Raw genomic sequence first — 15,871 nt, 5'->3', positions numbered from 1 at the left:
CGCAATGGCAAAGATCACCTATGTCGAGCATGGCGGTACCGAGCACACAGTCGAGGTCGCCAACGGACTGACCGTCATGGAAGGGGCCCGTGACAACAACATTCCCGGCATTGAGGCCGATTGCGGCGGCGCCTGCGCCTGTTCCACCTGCCATGTTTATGTCCACCCCGATTGGGTCGAGAAAATTCCGGCCAAAGACGACATGGAAGAGGACATGCTGGACTTTGCCTACGAACCTGACCCGGCCCGGTCCCGCCTGACCTGCCAGATCAAGGTGACCGACGCGCTGGACGGTCTGGTCGTGCAGATGCCAGAAAAGCAGATCTGATGCCAGCCAAAGCGCCGCGCCTGCCCGTTCGCTTCTGGCGCGCGCGGGCCCGCGGCGCTCTGACAACGTTTTGCATTTGGCTGGCAGGGGCAAACCTTGCCGTTGCCGCTGACGCCATAAGAGCAGCCCGGTTTACTGAACCAACCACACGATACGCGCACAATGTCCTGGGCGACACTGTCGAATACGGCGCATTGGAACTGACCGTCAAAGGCGACGGCACCTCCGGCACCAGACAGGTGACTATCCGCTTGCCCGAAGATCGTGTTTTCGAAGACCTCGCCCCACGTTTGCTGGATGTCAATTCTGACGACACCTCCGAAGTTGTTGTCGTCGAATCCCAGGACCAGCTTGGTGCGCAACTGGCAATTTACAACGCACGAGGAGAAAAAATTGCTTCCACACCCCATATCGGCACCCGCTTCCGCTGGCTCGCCCCTGTCGGGGCGGCCGATCTGAATGGCGACGGCTATGTGGAAATCGCCTATATCGACCGCCCGCATCTGGCAAAAACCCTGCGCATCTGGCGGTTCAAGGATGGCGTTCTGACCGAAATCGCCGCGATACCGGGCCTGACCAATCACAAGATTGGTGAGGATTTTATCTCAGGCGGTCTGCGCGCATGCAACGGCGCTCCTGAACTCATTGTAGCCAGTGCCGACTGGTCCCGGATCGTCAGCGTATCTTACAAAGACGGCTGGAGAAAAACCGATATCGGTAAATTCGAAGGCCCCGGAAGCCTCACTCAAGCACTAAGGTGCTGATCCGAACTTCATCTGGCCATAAATATCGCGGGGAGCGCGAGGGGCTGGCCCCTCGCCCTGCACCAATAAAGACGGGCTTTGCCCGGCAATCCTTTTACAGCGCCCGCCAACCGATATCACGGCGATGGAACCCTTCGGGCCAGTCCACCCCATCCACCATCGCATAAGCTCGGTCCCGCGCCTCGCGCAGCGTCTCGCCGCGCGCAGTGACGTTTAGCACGCGTCCACCCGATGCCTGCACCTGACCCTCGACGGCCCTTGTGCCCGCGTGGAACACCATGTTGCTGCTGTCCTCAGGAAGTTCGTCCAACCCTTTGATGACAGATCCTTTCTCATACGCGCCGGGATATCCGTTGGCGGCCAGGACAACCGTGATCGCATGATCGTCCGCCCAATTCACACGGGTCTCACCCAAGCGCCCATCGGCGGCAGCGTGCATCAAGTCCATCACCTGCGCGCCAAGGCGCATCATCAGAACCTGACATTCGGGATCACCAAAACGTACGTTGTACTCGACCAAACGGGGCTGCCCGTCCTTGATCATCAGACCCGCATAAAGAACGCCCTGAAACGGGGTCCCCCGACGCTTCATCTCGGCCATGGTCGGTCGGATGATCTGATCCATCGCACGGGCCTCAACCTCGGCGCTCAGAACCGGCGCGGGAGAATACGCGCCCATCCCGCCCGTATTCAAACCAGTATCCCCTTCGCCCACGCGCTTGTGGTCCTGCGCGGTGCCGACGGAAAGGATATTCTCTCCGTCACACAACACGAACAAGGATGCCTCTTCACCATCCATAAACTCTTCGACGACCACCTCGGCGCCCGCGCCGCCAAACGCGCCGCCAAACATGTCGTCGATCGCATCCAGCGCGGTCTGTTCGTCCATCGCCACGATCACACCCTTGCCTGCGGCCAGACCATCTGCCTTGACCACAATCGGCGCGCCCTGTGCGCGGATATAGGCCTTGGCGGGATCAGCTTCGGTGAAGCGGGCATAGGCGGCTGTTGGTGCGCCTGACGCATCACAAACCTCCTTGGTGAAGCTTTTCGAGGCCTCCAGTCGCGCCGCCTCGGCCGAAGGGCCAAAGACCAGAACACCCGCTTCGCGTAACCTGTCGGCAACCCCTGCGGCCAAAGGCGCTTCGGGGCCGACGATCACGAAATCAATCGCGTTGGCTTCGGCAAAGTTGACCACCGCTCCGCCATTCTCGATATCCAGCGACGCGCACTCGGCGATCTGGGCGATCCCGGCATTTCCCGGCGCGACAATCAGACGGTCGCATTTTGGGTTTTGCATCACCGCCCAGGCGAGGCTGTGCTCGCGCCCGCCGCTGCCGAGAATAAGGATGTTCATGGGGTCGTCTCCGATCTGCTTGGCCTCGCCTGCGCGGCGTTCTAAGCTGGGTGGGCATTTGACACAAGGCGCTGAAATGTCCGACCTGATAGACGACCCCATTCCTGGCCAGAATACCCCGGAATATTCGGTTTCCGAGATATCGGGTGAGGTGAAACGCACACTTGAAGGGTCGTTTGGGCGAATCCGTGTACGCGGTGAGGTCGGACGGGTGTTCAAGGCTCGCTCCGGCCACCTGTACTACGATATCAAGGATGACCGGAGCGTGCTGGCCTGTACGACGTGGAAAGGTCAGATATCGGGCCTGTCGGTCGTGCCCGAGGAAGGGCTGGAGGTTGTTGTCACCGGTCGTCTGACCGCCTTTGGCGCGCAATCCAAGTACAATATGAACGTGGATGAAGTCGCGGTCGCCGGGCAAGGCGCGCTGATGGCGCTGCTGGAAAAGCGCAAGAAACAGCTGGAAGCCGAGGGGTTGTTTGCGCCCGAGCGAAAGAAGCCGCTTCCGTACCTGCCACAGATTGTCGGCGTTGTGACGTCGCCATCAGGTGCCGTGATCCGGGATATCCTGCACCGCCTGCGGGACCGGTTTCCCCGCAAGGTTCTGATCTGGCCGGTTGCGGTGCAAGGCACCAACTGCGCCCCCGAAGTCAGCCGCGCCATCGAAGGCTTCAACGCGCTCACGCCCGGAGGCGCGCTACCGCGTCCCGATCTTATCATCGTTGCACGTGGGGGCGGTTCCATCGAGGACCTTTGGGGATTCAACGAGGAAAGCGTCGCACGCGCGGCTGCCGCCTCCGAGATTCCGCTGATCTCTGCCGTCGGCCACGAGACCGACACAACGTTGATCGACTATGTCTCGGACCGCCGCGCACCCACACCGACGGCTGCGGCAGAGTTGGCCGTGCCGGTACGGTTGGAACTGTTGGCCTGGACCAACGAACAAGGCGCACGTCTGTCGCGTGCTACCAGCGATGGGGTGCAGCGTCGCGCCCAGCGACTGCACGACCTTGCGCGCGCCCTCCCTCGCCCGGATGCATTGTTGAACACACCGCGACAACGTCTTGATCTGATTGCGGAACGCTTGAACCCAGCCCTGAATCGCAGTGTACAGAACCGGCGTCTGCACCTGGTCGAAACCTCTGCGCATCTGCGTCCCTCAACGCTACAAAGCATGGTTTCGACGCGTCAGGAAAGCCTGCGCAACCTGTCTTCACGTCTGTCGCTGCGCCCCATCCGACGCGAGATCGACCAACAGCGTCAAGCAACTGCCCGTCTGGCCGAACGCCTGTGGGCCGCCCAAACCGCGCGGCTGGATCGACTGCGCCAGCAACTTGAGGCGACGGATCGCCTGCGTGAGACGCTCAGCTACAAGGCCACACTAGCGCGCGGCTATGCTGTGGTCCGGGCAGAAGGGGATGTGGTCACCACAAAAGCGCAGGCCGCAAAACATCCGGTTCTTGAGATCGAATTTACAGATGGGCGCCTGACGACCGGAGGTTCTGCAAAAACACCTGTCAAAAAGAACAAACCGGACGCCTCTGAACAGGGTTCGCTGTTCTAAACCATGTTGACGATCTGGGGTCGCAAAACATCCTCCAATGTACAGGCCCTGATGTGGTGCGTGGGCGAACTGGGTTTGCAGTACCAACGTCATGATGTCGGCCATCTTTTTGGCGGGCTCGACACACCGGAATTTGCAGACATGAACCCCAACCGCACTATTCCCGTACTTCAGGATGGCCCTAACCCGCCTCTCTGGGAGACCGGAGCCATCCTGCGCTATCTTGCAGATCGCTATAGCAGCGGGCCATTCTGGCCAAGGGAACCGATTCAACGGGCGGAAATTGACAAATGGGCTGACTGGGCCAAGATCAATATCGCAATGGCCTTCACGGGACCGGTGTTCTGGCAGGTTGTTCGAACGCCACCTCAAAGCCAGGACCCAGAGTCAATCAAGAGTGCTGTAGAAGCCGTCGAAAGAAAGATGACAATTGCCGATACCCGGCTGGCTGAAAGCGCATTTATCGCAGGTCCCGACCTGACTTTGGCCGACATCCAGCTTGGCCACATCCTGTATCGATACTACGATATCGGCATTGCACGCACACGGCTGCCACATCTGAAATCCTACTACACCCGACTGACCAACCGAGACGCTTTTCGGCAGCATGTGATGATCGGCTATGAGGACTTGCGCGCCCGCTAGGCTCAGACGCCGACCTCAGGCCCCAGACAGATCATTTCTTCGCCCAGATCCTCTGCCTCATAAAGCTCCGTCGCCTCCGGGTTCCCTTCGAACTGTGCGATCAATCCACCGTCGGATTTCGTAAACAGCCAGCATTGCGGGTCCGACCGGTCTTCGTAGATAAAGCAAATCTGGTCCTCGCGCTGATACCATACGCCCTCTTTGCACTGGCCATCCAGAAACGACCAGATCACCCTGCGATTGGGCAGATAGCGTTCAACCCCGTAAACCTCGCCGCTATAGCCGTAGAACAGAGTTTTACCGCGCGTATAGTCATCGAATTCCGACCCGGACAGCGCCGTTTGCGCCGCCGCAGGCAGGGCCGAAAACGTCAGCAGAATCGAAAGAGATTTCAACATACGGCCATAGTGTCAGATACGTGTGGCCAATGCCATTCGCATGCGCCGAGTTTCCTGCCTCTACGTTACCTGTTGTGCCAGGTGCGGATTTCAAAAGACTGTAACCTCATGACGAAGACAGGAAACCACCGTGACCGGTCTCATCTGGATCGCAGCAGCAACTGCCCTGGCCTATCTGCCCCTATCACCGCGCCCGGCAAGCGCATTGCGCACGATACTTAAAACCGTCTCGGTCGCCTTGCTTGCCCTGGTCGCAGCCCTCAGCGATGGCGCTGTGCTGCTGATTCTGGCATTGGCGCTGTGTGCCGTGGGCGATGCCCTGCTCTCACGCGAGTCCGACGCAAGCTTCATGGCTGGTATCGGGGCATTCGCAGCGGGCCATATCGCGTATATCGCCCTGTTCTTGTCTCACCCCGCCAGCAACGCAGGGCTCATTTTCGATCGCCCCGGATATGTCTGGCCGCTCATCCTGCTGGGCATCGTTGCAGCAACCGTTCTGACCCCGCGTGCCGGGGACCTGAAGGTGCCGGTTCTGATCTACATCCCCATAATCCTGGGTATGGGAATATCGGTCCTGTCTTTGCCGCCGACCGGGGTTCTGTTCTGGGCTCTTCCGGCGGCGCTGGCTTTCATCGCCTCCGATCTGGTTCTGGCGACCGAGAAATTCCTGCTCTCACCCGGTCACCCGGCATTGAACCTGACGCCATATGTGATCTGGCCGCTCTATTGGATCGCCCAGACCGGGCTGTTGATCGCGTTCACCTGACCCTTTGCAACTCGGGTCATTCCGCATTAGGTGAGGGGAACACCTGCGGAGATCGAAAATGGCATTTTTTTCAAAGCTGAAGGACAAGCTGTTCAAATCCTCATCGCGCCTTGAACAGGGGCTGGACGCCATTGTCGAGGAAGGCGGGGAAGAAACCGCCCCTGACCCGGTAGTCCCACATCCCGAGCCTGAACCACAGCCCGCGCCAGAAATCCCGTCCCCCCAGCCGGTTACCGAGCCTGCCGAACCTGTCACACCTGCCCCAACAGATCCAATTCCCGCACCAAGCCCGCCTGAAACCAGCGAAAGCAAGGGCTTGATTGGTCGCCTGTTCAGCCGAGGCGAAGAACGCACAGTGGTGCGCCGGGCGCTGGACGATGACATGCTCGAACAACTCGAAGAGCTGCTGATCGCCTCGGACATGGGTGTCGACACCGCCTTGCGGATCACCGCCAATATGGCCGAGGGCCGCTTTGGCCGCAAACTCTCGACCCGCGAAATCAAACAACTGCTGGCGCAGGAAGTTGCCCGCGTGATGGAACCGGTTGCCCGCCCGCTGCCCATCTACCCAAAACGCCCGCAGGTGGTGCTGGTGGTCGGTGTCAACGGGTCGGGCAAAACCACAACCATTGGCAAGCTGGCCAGCCAGTTCAAATCAGCGGGCAAGAAGGTCGTCATTGCCGCCGGAGATACCTTCCGCGCCGCCGCTGTCGAACAACTCCAGGTCTGGGGCGACCGGGCCGGGGTTCCTGTCCTGACGGCCCCGGAAGGCTCAGACCCGGCCAGCCTTGCCTTCGACGCCCTGACAAGGGCGCAGCAAGACGGCGCCGACCTGCTGATGATCGACACGGCAGGCCGTTTGCAGAACCGCGCTGATCTGATGGAGGAACTGGCCAAGATTGTCCGCGTGATTCGCAAGGTCGACGAAACCGCCCCGCACAACACCTTGCTGGTGCTGGATGCGACTACGGGTCAGAATGCGCTCAGCCAGGTCGAAACCTTCCGTAACCTGGCCGATGTCTCGGGTCTGGTCATGACCAAGCTCGACGGCACCGCCAAGGGCGGCGTTCTGGTTGCTCTGGCCGACAAGTTCGGCCTGCCCATCCACGCCATCGGCGTCGGCGAGCAAATCGACGACCTTGCCCCCTTTGACCCCGAAGAATTCGCCGCGGCCCTCACCGGCCTCGACCAAAGCTGATCCAAATCTTCATCTGGCTATAAATATCCTCGGGGGTCTGGGGGCAGACAGCCCCCAGCCTCTCCACCAAGCACAAAGATCGAATTCTTGAGCGACTGGCTGATCTCACTCGAAGGCACCGAAGCGGGCCACAACCTCGCCCTCGGGCTGGCTCTGATGGCCGCCTTCCTGCACGCGGTCTTCGGTGCGCTTCAGAAAGGTCGCCATGATCCCTGGCTGTCACGCGGGGCCATCGATGCGTGCTACTGCCTGATGGCTGCCCCCTTTGCGTTCTTCGTGGTGCCTTGGCCCGAACCCTATATGTGGGGCATCTTTGCTGTCGTTTGGCTGATCCATATCGCCTACAAAACGCTGCAAGCGATGGCCTATACAAAAGGCGCCTACACGGTTGTCTATCCTGTTGTCCGCGGCACCGGCCCGCTGTTTACCGTGATCGGTGCCTATCTGTTGTTCCAGGAAACCTTCACCGGCACACAATGGCTCGGCGTGGCCGTGTTGCTGGCCGGGATATTCGGGTTGGCCATATATAACCTGCGCTTCCTCGAAACGAACCGGGAAACGCTCGGTGTCGCGCTCGCCCTGGCCGTAGCAACGGGTCTTTTTGTTGCGCTCTATACAACCTATGACGCCTACGGTATCCGCGCGACCGCGGACCCGTTCACCTTTTTGGCCTGGTTTTTCATGATTGATGGGGCAGCAATGCCGGTCTACGCCTTCCTGAGATGGCGTGCCATGATCAACCGCCCGGCTGTTGGCCCCCTGATGCTGCGTGGGCTGGCAGGCGGTATCATCGCGCCGCTGTCGTTCGGTGCCATCATGCTCGCCACCAGGCTCGACAAGGTCGGCGAAGCGGCTGTGTTGCGCGAAACTTCAACTGTGTTCGCAGCCTTGATCGGCTGGCTGGTTCTGAAAGAAACCGTGGGTCCAAGGCGCATTGCCCTGATGGCATTGATTGCATTGGGCGCCGTAATAGTTGAAATGGGCGGGTAGGCAGCAGGAAGACATGATGACAGGCAAAAAAGACATCAACCCATTTCTGAAACAGGTGCTCGAACTAGGCCCTCCCTTGGCCTTCTTCCTGATCTATCTGCGCCTGCGCGACGACAGCTTCCAGATTGGAGGCACCGAATACTCAGGCTTTATCGTCGCCACCATCATCTTCGTCCCGCTGATGCTGGCGGCCATGGGCATCCTGTGGTTTCTGACGGGCAAACTCAGCAAGTTGCAGATTTTCACCGCCTTCATGGTGATTTTCTTCGGCGGTCTGACCGCGTGGTTCAATGATGAGCGGTTCTTCAAAATGAAAACCACGCTGGTCTACGGTGTCTTCGCAGTGATTCTGGGCATCGGACTTCTGCAAAGACGATCTTACCTCGCCTACGTGCTGGAAGAGATGCTGCCCATGCAGCACGAAGGGTGGATGATCCTTACCCGTCGTCTGTGCGCCTGTTTCGCCGCTCTGGCGGTCGCAAACGAGGTTGTCTGGCGTACCATGTCCACCGACCTCTGGGTCAAGATCGAGACCTTCGGTTTTCCGATCGCACTGATGGCATTCCTGATGTTTCAGTTCCACCGCCTGCAGGGTTACATTGAAGATCCTGATCGCCAGTAGATCGCCCTGGCACTCTCAAACTGGGACAAAGTGGGGAAAAGCCTTGGCTTGTCGATCCAGCTGTGAATAATTGAGTAACCACTCACCTTAAAGTTTCGGAGATCTGTACCCGAATGACGCCCTTCCCCAATAGCGGCTTTCTGTCCGATGCCTCCGAAGAACTGCGCGAAATGCTCTCGGCGTTGGCGTCGGAAATCTCTTTGGACAAAAACGAAACCCTCTTTGATCAGGACGATGAGGGTGATGCGCTTTATGCCATTGTCGAAGGAACGCTCGAAGTCTCCTTCCTGGCCATGAGCGGCCGAAAACTGACCCTGACCCTGATGCGCCCGGGCGAAGTCTTTGGCGAGATCGCCCTGTTCGACAACGGCCCGCGTACCGCGACTATTGCAGCGGCAGAACCCTCTCGCGTTCTGCGTGTGCGCCGCAAGGACGTGATGGAGCAGATCCGGCAGCACCCGGACCTCGCGGTCGATATGGTCCGTCTGGCAGGTTTAAGGATGCGGTGGATGGGTTCACAATTGAACGAGCAGGTCTTTTTGCCAATGCCGATCCGTTTGGCGCGCAAGCTGCTGCACCTGTCTGCATTGCAGGACGACCCGACCCAGCGCATTACCCTGTCTCAAAGCGAACTGGCCGAGTTTGTCGGGGCCACCCGCGAAGCCGTGTCCAAAACCATTTCGACCTGGAAACGCGATGACGTTGTGCAGGCCTCGCGCGGGGGGTTGTTGATTAAAGATTTTGAAGCTCTGCGGGAATTGGCTGAATCCGATCTCATCTGATCTTCTGTGACTTTGTTCACATACAGGAAACAAAACCTGCTTTATGGTCGGATTCGTTACCGTAAGAGGTCAGATAATCATCCCCGATATTTGTCCACTGATCTCTCCCTGTACCTGAGCCATATGCCCTGCGGGCATATGGCTTTTTCGTGCGTATGACACCCTTCGGCCCGGCATGAAAAAGGCCGGGATACTTTCCCGGCCTTTTCTCGTCCCGTTGAAGATCAATCAGTTGTCGAGGGTCAGCGCAACAAAGCGTGGATCACCACCCCGGCGCACCAGTAACAGAAGCGACTTGCGCCCGGCCTCGCGCGCTTCCTCCATGCGGGCTTCAAGGTCATCGATTGTTTCAACCTTTTGCTGCCCCGCCTCGGTGATCAGATCACCGGCGCGCAAACCCTTGGAGAAAGCTTCTGAAGCCTCGTCGACCGCAGTCACAACCAGACCTTCCGCATCCGCATCCAACCCAAGGTCCGACCGCAGCGTATCAGTCACCGGCGAGATGGTCAGACCCAGAATATCCGCGTTTTCGTCACCCGTATCTTCCGGTGTTTCTTCTTCCCCAACCTCAGAGCTTTCGGCGTCCTCGCGACGTCCCAGTGTGACCAAGATGGTCTGTGTGCTGCCATCACGGCTGACCACAACACGCACCGACTTGCCCACAGTTGTCTCACCGACCTGACGCACAAGACCACGTGTATCTTCGACCTCGACCCCATCAAAGCTGAGGATCACATCGCCCGCTTTCAGGCCTGCCTCTTTCGCCGGGCCATCCGGTACATCGCTGATCAGCGCGCCGCCGGGTTTGTCCAATCCCATCGCCTCGGCCATGTCTTCGGTTACGTCCTGAATGCGCACGCCCAGCCAACCGCGACGGGTTTCACCAAATTCGCGCAACTGATCGACGACCTTGATCACAACGTTGGACGCCATTGAAAAGCCAATGCCAATCGAGCCGCCATTGGGCGATAGAATGGCGGTATTCACACCGATCACCTGACCGTCCATGTTGAACAGTGGGCCACCCGAGTTGCCTCGGTTGATCGCCGCATCCGTCTGGATGTAGTCATCGTAAGAACCGCTCAGCGCCCGGTTCCGGGCTGAAACAATGCCTGCTGAAACAGAAAAGCCCTGCCCCAGCGGGTTGCCCATCGCAATGACCCAATCGCCCACACGCGCCGTATCGCTGTCGCCGAACTGGACGTATTTCAACGGGCCCGAGGCCTCGACCTTGAGCAGCGCGATATCCGTTTTCTCATCGGTCCCGATGACTTTTGCTGGCAGTTCCTTGATTGGCTGACCGTCACCGGGGAAAAACTCCACCAGAATCTCATCCGCTTCCGCGATGACGTGGTTGTTGGTCACAATGAAACCGTCCTCGGAAATCACAAACCCCGACCCCAAGGCGTTGCTGCGCCGTGGGCGGTTGTCATCATCGCCATTGCGATCCTGAAACTCGCGAAAGAAATCCTCGAACGGAGAGCCTTCGGGTACGATTCCCTGCGGGCCGGTTTGCCCTTCGATCAAGGTGCTGGTGGTGATATTCACCACGGCCGGGCTGATCTGTTCCGCCAGGGGGGCAAGGCTTTCGCCCCGCGCCTGTGCAGCAATCGTCTGCGCCAAAACAAGCAGCGTGCCGGCAAAAGCCAGCCACATCAACCGCACCACAACACTCACTTCGTCCCACCGGACGGATACACTGCGCGCTTTCGCCTGCACTTGGGGTCTCCTTGTCGAAATCTTTTCCGGGCCAGCTTTCCTGGGCCCCTGTTAACGTCCAATGTAGTCAGTTTGACCAAACGAGCAACTCGGGATCGCGGGGAAATCACCAGCAAGTGAGGTCAGGAGGTCAAAACCCCACCTGGTACGCGCCCCACAGCAGGACCAAACCGCTGACAACACATAAAAGTCCCGCCAGCCTTCGGGCCTGTTCAGGCAATGACTTCAATGCTTCCAGCATCCGCTCAATAAGAGAAGGGGCCAGCGCATAGGCCAGCCCCTCGACAATCAGTACCAGCCCGAAGGCCAGAAGGATCATACCCATTACTGGGTCGCCTGTCCGGTGGGCGATTTCAGATAATTGAAGAATTCCGAATCAGGGCTCAGCACCATCGAACTGTTGCCACCACCCAGCGCGCGCTCATAGGCGGACAGTGAGCGGTAGAACTCAAAGAACTCAGGGTCGGCACCGTAGGCTTGGGCAAAGATCGAGTTGCGTTCGGCATCTGCCTCACCGCGAATGATCTCGGCTTCACGATTGGCGTCGGACACAAGTTCAACCACGGTCCGGTCGGCCTGCGCGCGCACACGCTGCGCGGCCTCGTTACCACGGGCGCGTTCGTCGGTGGCTTCACGCTCCCGCTCGGCCTTCATCCGGTCGAATGTCGCTTCGAGGTTGGCTTGTGGCAGGTCAGTCGCTTTCAGGCGCACGTCAATGACAGTCACACCCAGCGCCTGCGCTTCGGCAATGGCGCTGTTTCGGATGCGCAGCATCAGTGCAGCACGGTCGGAACTCAGGATATCGCGGGATGAGACCGAACCCAGCACCTCGCGGGTTTCGGCGCGCAAAATGCGATCCAGACGATCTTCGGCCACTGGGATACCGCCAACGCCAACGGCCTGTCGGAACTGTTCAAGATCCGAAATCCGGTAGCGCGAAAACGCATCAACGACCAAACGACGGTCATCCAGGGGCGTCACCTCCAGCGGTTGAACATCAATCGACAGGATACGGTCATCGTAGCGGACAACCTCTTGAATCAGAGGAATTTTGAAGGCCAGACCAGGCTCTTCCTTAACCGCTACGACACGACCAAATTGCAGGACCAGAGCACGTTCGCGTTCGTCCACGATGAAGATCGACGACAGACCAACAATGCCCAGAGCGACAACGAGAATCAGAATAATGGGTGATTTACGCATCAGTTGCTCTCCGCGGCTGGGGTGGAACGACGCAGCTCGTTCAACGGCAGATAGGGCACAACGCCCTGACCCGATCCTGTCGAGTTTTCATCCAGAATGATCTTGTCCACGTCACCAAGTACCTGTTCCATCCGTTCCAGATAGAGACGCTTGCGGGTCACATCCGGCGCTTTGGAGTATTCTTCCAGAACCGCGCTAAAGCGGCTGGCTTCACCTTGTGCGCTGTTGATCTGTTGGGCGCGATAGGCTTCGGCCTCTTCCAGAACCTGCGCGGCCTCACCACGGGCCTCAGCAAGAACACGGTTCGCGTAGGCGTCTGCCACGTTCTGCAACCGGTCACGTTCCTGCGCGGCAGCCTGAACGTCGCGGAACGCGGCAATCACGTCCTGCGGCGGGTCGGCCTTGTCAAAGTTCACCCGGACGATGTTTACGCCTGAATCATAGCTGTCCATCGTTGCCTGAATAAGCTCCTGCAGACGGTCGGCGATCACACCACGATCCCTGTTCAGGATCGGTGCCAGTTCGCTTTGCGCGATAATCTCACGCATCGCCGATTCTGACACAGCGCGGATTGTCTGGCGTGGATCACGCAGATTGAACAGGAACCTCGCCGGGTCGTTGATGTTCCAGACGACCTGATAGTCAATGTCGACCACGTTCTCGTCGCCGGTCAGCATCAGACCATCGTCGCTGCCACGGGCACCGCCCATGTCTTCGTTCTGTTCGCGGGTCACAGGAATGACCTCGGCAGTTACGAACGGCCAGGGTGCAAAGTTCAGACCGGGATTTCCGACAGCCGAGAATTCACCAAGGAACAGTTCAACTGACTGTTCTTCGGGCTTCACGGTATAAAAGCTGGCCGCAGCCCAAAGACCGACAGCCACCAAAGCACCAATAGCCAAGGTGCCCTTGGTAAAGATCGGGCCACCGCCGCCGCCCTGCCCGTTGCCACCACGGCCTGAACCACCGCGACCGCCCATCAGGACGCGCAGCTGTTCCTGGCCTTTTTTCATCAGCTCATCGATCTCGGGGATCTGCGGGCTTTCGCCTTCGGGGGGCTTGCGCCCGTCCCCGTTGTTGCCCCGATTTCCTCCACCTCCAGAAGAGCCTCCGCCCCCCCAGGGGCCACCGCTGTTGCCCGCCATATGTGTGTTTTCCCTTGTGTTTGACCGTGTGATCACGGTGTTCCTTGTAACTTGGTTGCCCGCGCTTGCAAATCAAGCCGTGCGAACAGGTTGCCGCATTGTCACCAGTTCTTCGGCCATCACCGGGTGAACCGCAACCGTGCGATCGAAATCTTCCTTGGTCGCCCCCATTTTTACGGCAATTCCCGCCAATTGGATCATCTCACCTGCACCGGGTGCAACGATATGACATCCCAGCACCTTTCGGGTTGCCTGGCTGACGATCAGCTTCATCAACACGCGCTGAGTACCCCCTGCAAAAGATTTCTGCATCGGTTTGAACGAGGTTGCATAGACCTCAATCGGCTCTTGCGCCGCCGCCTCTTCTTCGCTGAGGCCAACCGTGCCAAATTCCGGCTGGGTGAAGATCGCAGTTGGAATCAGATCGTGGTCCACCGGGGTCGGGTTGCCTTTGAACACGGTTTCGACAAAGGCCATGCCCTCGCGGATCGCGACCGGTGTCAGGTTCACCCGGTCGGTCACGTCGCCTATGGCATAGATCGACGGCACGCCAGTCTGGCTGTACTCATCCACGATGATCTCACCCTTGCGGCCACGGTCTACGCCAACCGCTTCCAACCCCAGATTGTCCGCATTCGGCACCCGGCCCGTGGCGTACATGACCACATCGAACCGATCTTCAGTTCCATCCGTGGCTTTGACGCGGATCTGGTCGCCATCCTTGGTCATTTCCAAAACGTTGGTGCCGAGACGGACGTCGATACCGTTCTGGCGCATCTCTTCGCAAATCAGACCACGGGCTTCTTCGTCGAAGCCGCGCAGGATTTGTGCACCGCGATAGAACTGGGTGGTCATTACACCCATCCCGTTCATGATCCCGGCAAACTCGCTGGCAATGTACCCGCCACCGACGATCAGAATGCGTTCGGGTAGCTTGTCGAGGTGAAAAATCTCGTTCGAGGTGATCGCCAGTTCCGAGCCTGGGAAGTCTGGCACAACCGAGCGACCGCCCGTGGCAATCAGGATGTGCTTGGCCGTCTTGCGCGAGCCATCGGCCAGTTCGACCGTATGGGGATCGACAACATGGGCACGCTGATCAAAGCTTTCGACCCCGTTGTTTTTCAATATGTTACGGTAAATGCCTTCCAACCGGTCCAGTTCCGTTACCAGCTTGCCATGGAACGTTTTCCAATTGAAGGCGCCCGACTGAATGTCCCAGCCATAGGCCTGCGCGTCGCCAACCATCCCCGAATACTCGCTGGCAAAAACCATGAGCTTCTTCGGCACACAGCCCCGAATGACACATGTGCCGCCATAGCGGTCCTCTTCGGCCAGCGCTACCTTGGCACCGTTTTCACCCGCCGCCACGCGCGCTGCGCGGACCCCGCCCGAACCTCCGCCAATTACGAAGAGGTCATAGTCAAAGCTCATGCTGGGTTCCTTCATTCAGCTTGAAAAAATCAATGGATATCTGGGCGCGAAAACAGCGCTGCCAACCCCCAGGTTGCGGAAATCTCGCCTTCCACTGAACACATGTTTGACAAGTCGACATCCAATCAGTCCGTCAAATCCGAGAACAGGTTTTCTTTCGTCCCGCCAACAAGCTGGTCCAATTCAAGGGTCCCGGCGTTGATGTCGCGCAGTTCGACCCGTCCGTCGCCATGTCCAATCAGGACCTTGTCACAAATGTCGATGAACAGACCATTCTCGACGACACCAGGCACCTGATTCAGGATCAGCGCCATCTGGCGCGCGTTGCCGATACGTTGAAGATGCAAATCCAGAATATGGTTGCCTTCATCGGTCACAAAGGGCGCCTGGCCATTCATGCGTAATGCCGAGGTGGTGCCCAGCACATCCATTGTGTCCAGCACCTCTTCGATCAATGTGCGGGTGGTCTGCCAGCCAAAGGGGATCACCTCGACCGGCAGTGGGAACGCACCCAGCGTTTCCACCTCTTTGCCTGCGTCCGCAATCACCACCATCTGATCACTGGCGGTCGCCACGATCTTTTCCTGCAGATGCGCACCGCCTCCGCCCTTGATCAGGTTGAATTCGCCATCGAACTCATCGGCACCATCGATGGTCAGATCCAGCCACCCGGCCTGATCCAACGAGACGACCTCGATCCCGACCTCGCGGGCCAGTTGCGCCGTCCGCGTTGATGTGGGCACGCCCTGAAAGCGCAACCCTTCCTGTGCCACCCGCTCGCCCAACCGACGGACAAGCCATGCGGCGGTTGATCCGGTGCCCAGACCGACCCGCATGCCATCTTCGACCAAGTCCGCCGCGCGTCGGGCCGCGACGAATTTGGCGGTATCGATAGGCGACAAGTCTCCGGTCATTGGCGGCGTTCCCCGATTGGTCTGCCAGACTTATACGGAAAGCCCCAG

The 15,871-nt window shown here is 58.9% G+C and carries 17 protein-coding genes; 9 read left to right on the top strand and 8 right to left on the bottom strand.

The features are described from left to right. Positions 1–4 precede the first annotated feature (4 nt). Positions 5–328: a 2Fe-2S iron-sulfur cluster-binding protein gene (locus ACR0L4_RS01825; protein ID WP_152457603.1), complete on the top strand. Its 324-nt coding sequence runs from the start codon at positions 5–7 to the stop codon at positions 326–328. Continuing rightward, positions 328–1,092 carry an FG-GAP repeat domain-containing protein gene (locus ACR0L4_RS01820; RefSeq protein WP_480510138.1) on the top strand — a complete coding sequence of 255 codons (765 nt, stop codon included), beginning with the start codon at positions 328–330 and terminating at the stop codon, positions 1,090–1,092. The genes ACR0L4_RS01825 and ACR0L4_RS01820 overlap by 1 nt, the downstream gene beginning before the upstream one ends. Positions 1,093–1,186: 94 nt before the next feature. Here the strand turns inward: ACR0L4_RS01820 and purD are convergent, their stop codons facing one another. Next, positions 1,187–2,449, bottom strand: a complete 1,263-nt coding sequence (gene purD, locus ACR0L4_RS01815) for a phosphoribosylamine--glycine ligase (RefSeq protein WP_480510136.1) — start codon at positions 2,447–2,449, stop codon at positions 1,187–1,189. A 76-nt stretch (positions 2,450–2,525) separates the two neighbouring features. On the opposite strand from purD, the gene xseA reads away from it, so the two are divergent. Together xseA and ACR0L4_RS01805 are read left to right on the top strand one after the other, a co-directional pair. Then, positions 2,526–4,010: an exodeoxyribonuclease VII large subunit gene (gene xseA / locus ACR0L4_RS01810; RefSeq protein WP_480510134.1), complete on the top strand. Its 1,485-nt coding sequence runs from the start codon at positions 2,526–2,528 to the stop codon at positions 4,008–4,010. A 3-nt stretch (positions 4,011–4,013) separates the two neighbouring features. Next, a complete protein-coding gene (locus tag ACR0L4_RS01805) occupies positions 4,014–4,655 on the top strand; it encodes a glutathione S-transferase family protein (protein ID WP_480510132.1) in 642 nt (213 codons plus the stop codon). Positions 4,656–4,657: 2 nt separating this feature from the next. Here ACR0L4_RS01805 and ACR0L4_RS01800 read toward each other — a convergent pair whose 3' ends face one another. Further along, a complete protein-coding gene (locus tag ACR0L4_RS01800) occupies positions 4,658–5,053 on the bottom strand; it encodes a hypothetical protein (protein WP_480510130.1) in 396 nt (131 codons plus the stop codon). A 130-nt stretch (positions 5,054–5,183) separates the two neighbouring features. Here ACR0L4_RS01800 and ACR0L4_RS01795 point away from each other — a divergent pair, with 130 nt between their 5' ends. The 5 genes from ACR0L4_RS01795 to ACR0L4_RS01775 all read left to right on the top strand — a co-directional run bounded on the left by ACR0L4_RS01795 (position 5,184) and on the right by ACR0L4_RS01775 (position 9,411). After that, the gene (locus ACR0L4_RS01795) at positions 5,184–5,819 is read left to right on the top strand and encodes a lysoplasmalogenase (protein ID WP_480510128.1); all 636 of its coding nucleotides are present in this window, start codon (positions 5,184–5,186) and stop codon (positions 5,817–5,819) included. Between the two features lie 58 nt (positions 5,820–5,877). Beyond that, positions 5,878–7,017, top strand: a complete 1,140-nt coding sequence (gene ftsY, locus ACR0L4_RS01790) for a signal recognition particle-docking protein FtsY (RefSeq protein WP_480510126.1) — start codon at positions 5,878–5,880, stop codon at positions 7,015–7,017. 87 nt (positions 7,018–7,104) lie between these two features. After that, positions 7,105–8,007 (top strand): DMT family transporter, encoded by a 903-nt coding sequence (locus ACR0L4_RS01785; RefSeq protein WP_170748516.1) that lies wholly within the window; start codon positions 7,105–7,107, stop codon positions 8,005–8,007. A gap of 16 nt (positions 8,008–8,023) precedes the next feature. Continuing rightward, positions 8,024–8,629 (top strand): inner membrane-spanning protein YciB, encoded by a 606-nt coding sequence (locus tag ACR0L4_RS01780; protein WP_170748515.1) that lies wholly within the window; start codon positions 8,024–8,026, stop codon positions 8,627–8,629. Between the two features lie 113 nt (positions 8,630–8,742). Then, positions 8,743–9,411 (top strand): Crp/Fnr family transcriptional regulator, encoded by a 669-nt coding sequence (locus tag ACR0L4_RS01775; protein WP_170748514.1) that lies wholly within the window; start codon positions 8,743–8,745, stop codon positions 9,409–9,411. 228 nt (positions 9,412–9,639) lie between these two features. Here the strand turns inward: ACR0L4_RS01775 and ACR0L4_RS01770 are convergent, their stop codons facing one another. The 6 genes from ACR0L4_RS01770 to rpiA form a co-directional block, all read right to left on the bottom strand. Then, positions 9,640–11,130, bottom strand: coding sequence for a Do family serine endopeptidase (locus tag ACR0L4_RS01770; protein WP_480510123.1), 1,491 nt, complete (start codon positions 11,128–11,130; stop codon positions 9,640–9,642). A gap of 130 nt (positions 11,131–11,260) precedes the next feature. Next, on the bottom strand, positions 11,261–11,455 hold the full coding sequence (locus ACR0L4_RS01765) for a DUF2065 domain-containing protein (RefSeq protein ID WP_170748513.1): 195 nt from the start codon (positions 11,453–11,455) through the stop codon (positions 11,261–11,263). Next, positions 11,455–12,333 (bottom strand): protease modulator HflC, encoded by an 879-nt coding sequence (gene hflC, locus ACR0L4_RS01760; protein ID WP_170748512.1) that lies wholly within the window; start codon positions 12,331–12,333, stop codon positions 11,455–11,457. Before hflC ends, ACR0L4_RS01765 begins: the two co-directional genes overlap by 1 nt. Then, on the bottom strand, positions 12,333–13,478 hold the full coding sequence (gene hflK, locus ACR0L4_RS01755; protein WP_170749242.1) for an FtsH protease activity modulator HflK: 1,146 nt from the start codon (positions 13,476–13,478) through the stop codon (positions 12,333–12,335). Before hflK ends, hflC begins: the two co-directional genes overlap by 1 nt. Before the next feature lie 72 nt (positions 13,479–13,550). Further along, positions 13,551–14,909, bottom strand: coding sequence for a glutathione-disulfide reductase (gene gor / locus ACR0L4_RS01750; protein WP_480510120.1), 1,359 nt, complete (start codon positions 14,907–14,909; stop codon positions 13,551–13,553). Positions 14,910–15,034: 125 nt separating this feature from the next. Next, on the bottom strand, positions 15,035–15,823 hold the full coding sequence (gene rpiA / locus ACR0L4_RS01745) for a ribose-5-phosphate isomerase RpiA (RefSeq protein ID WP_170748510.1): 789 nt from the start codon (positions 15,821–15,823) through the stop codon (positions 15,035–15,037). Positions 15,824–15,871: the final 48 nt, after the last annotated feature.

This window comes from Ruegeria sp. AB5 (genome assembly GCF_056542645.1).
Note: the sequence above shows the minus strand (reverse complement) of the source record. Positions and strands in the feature narration are given on the sequence as shown.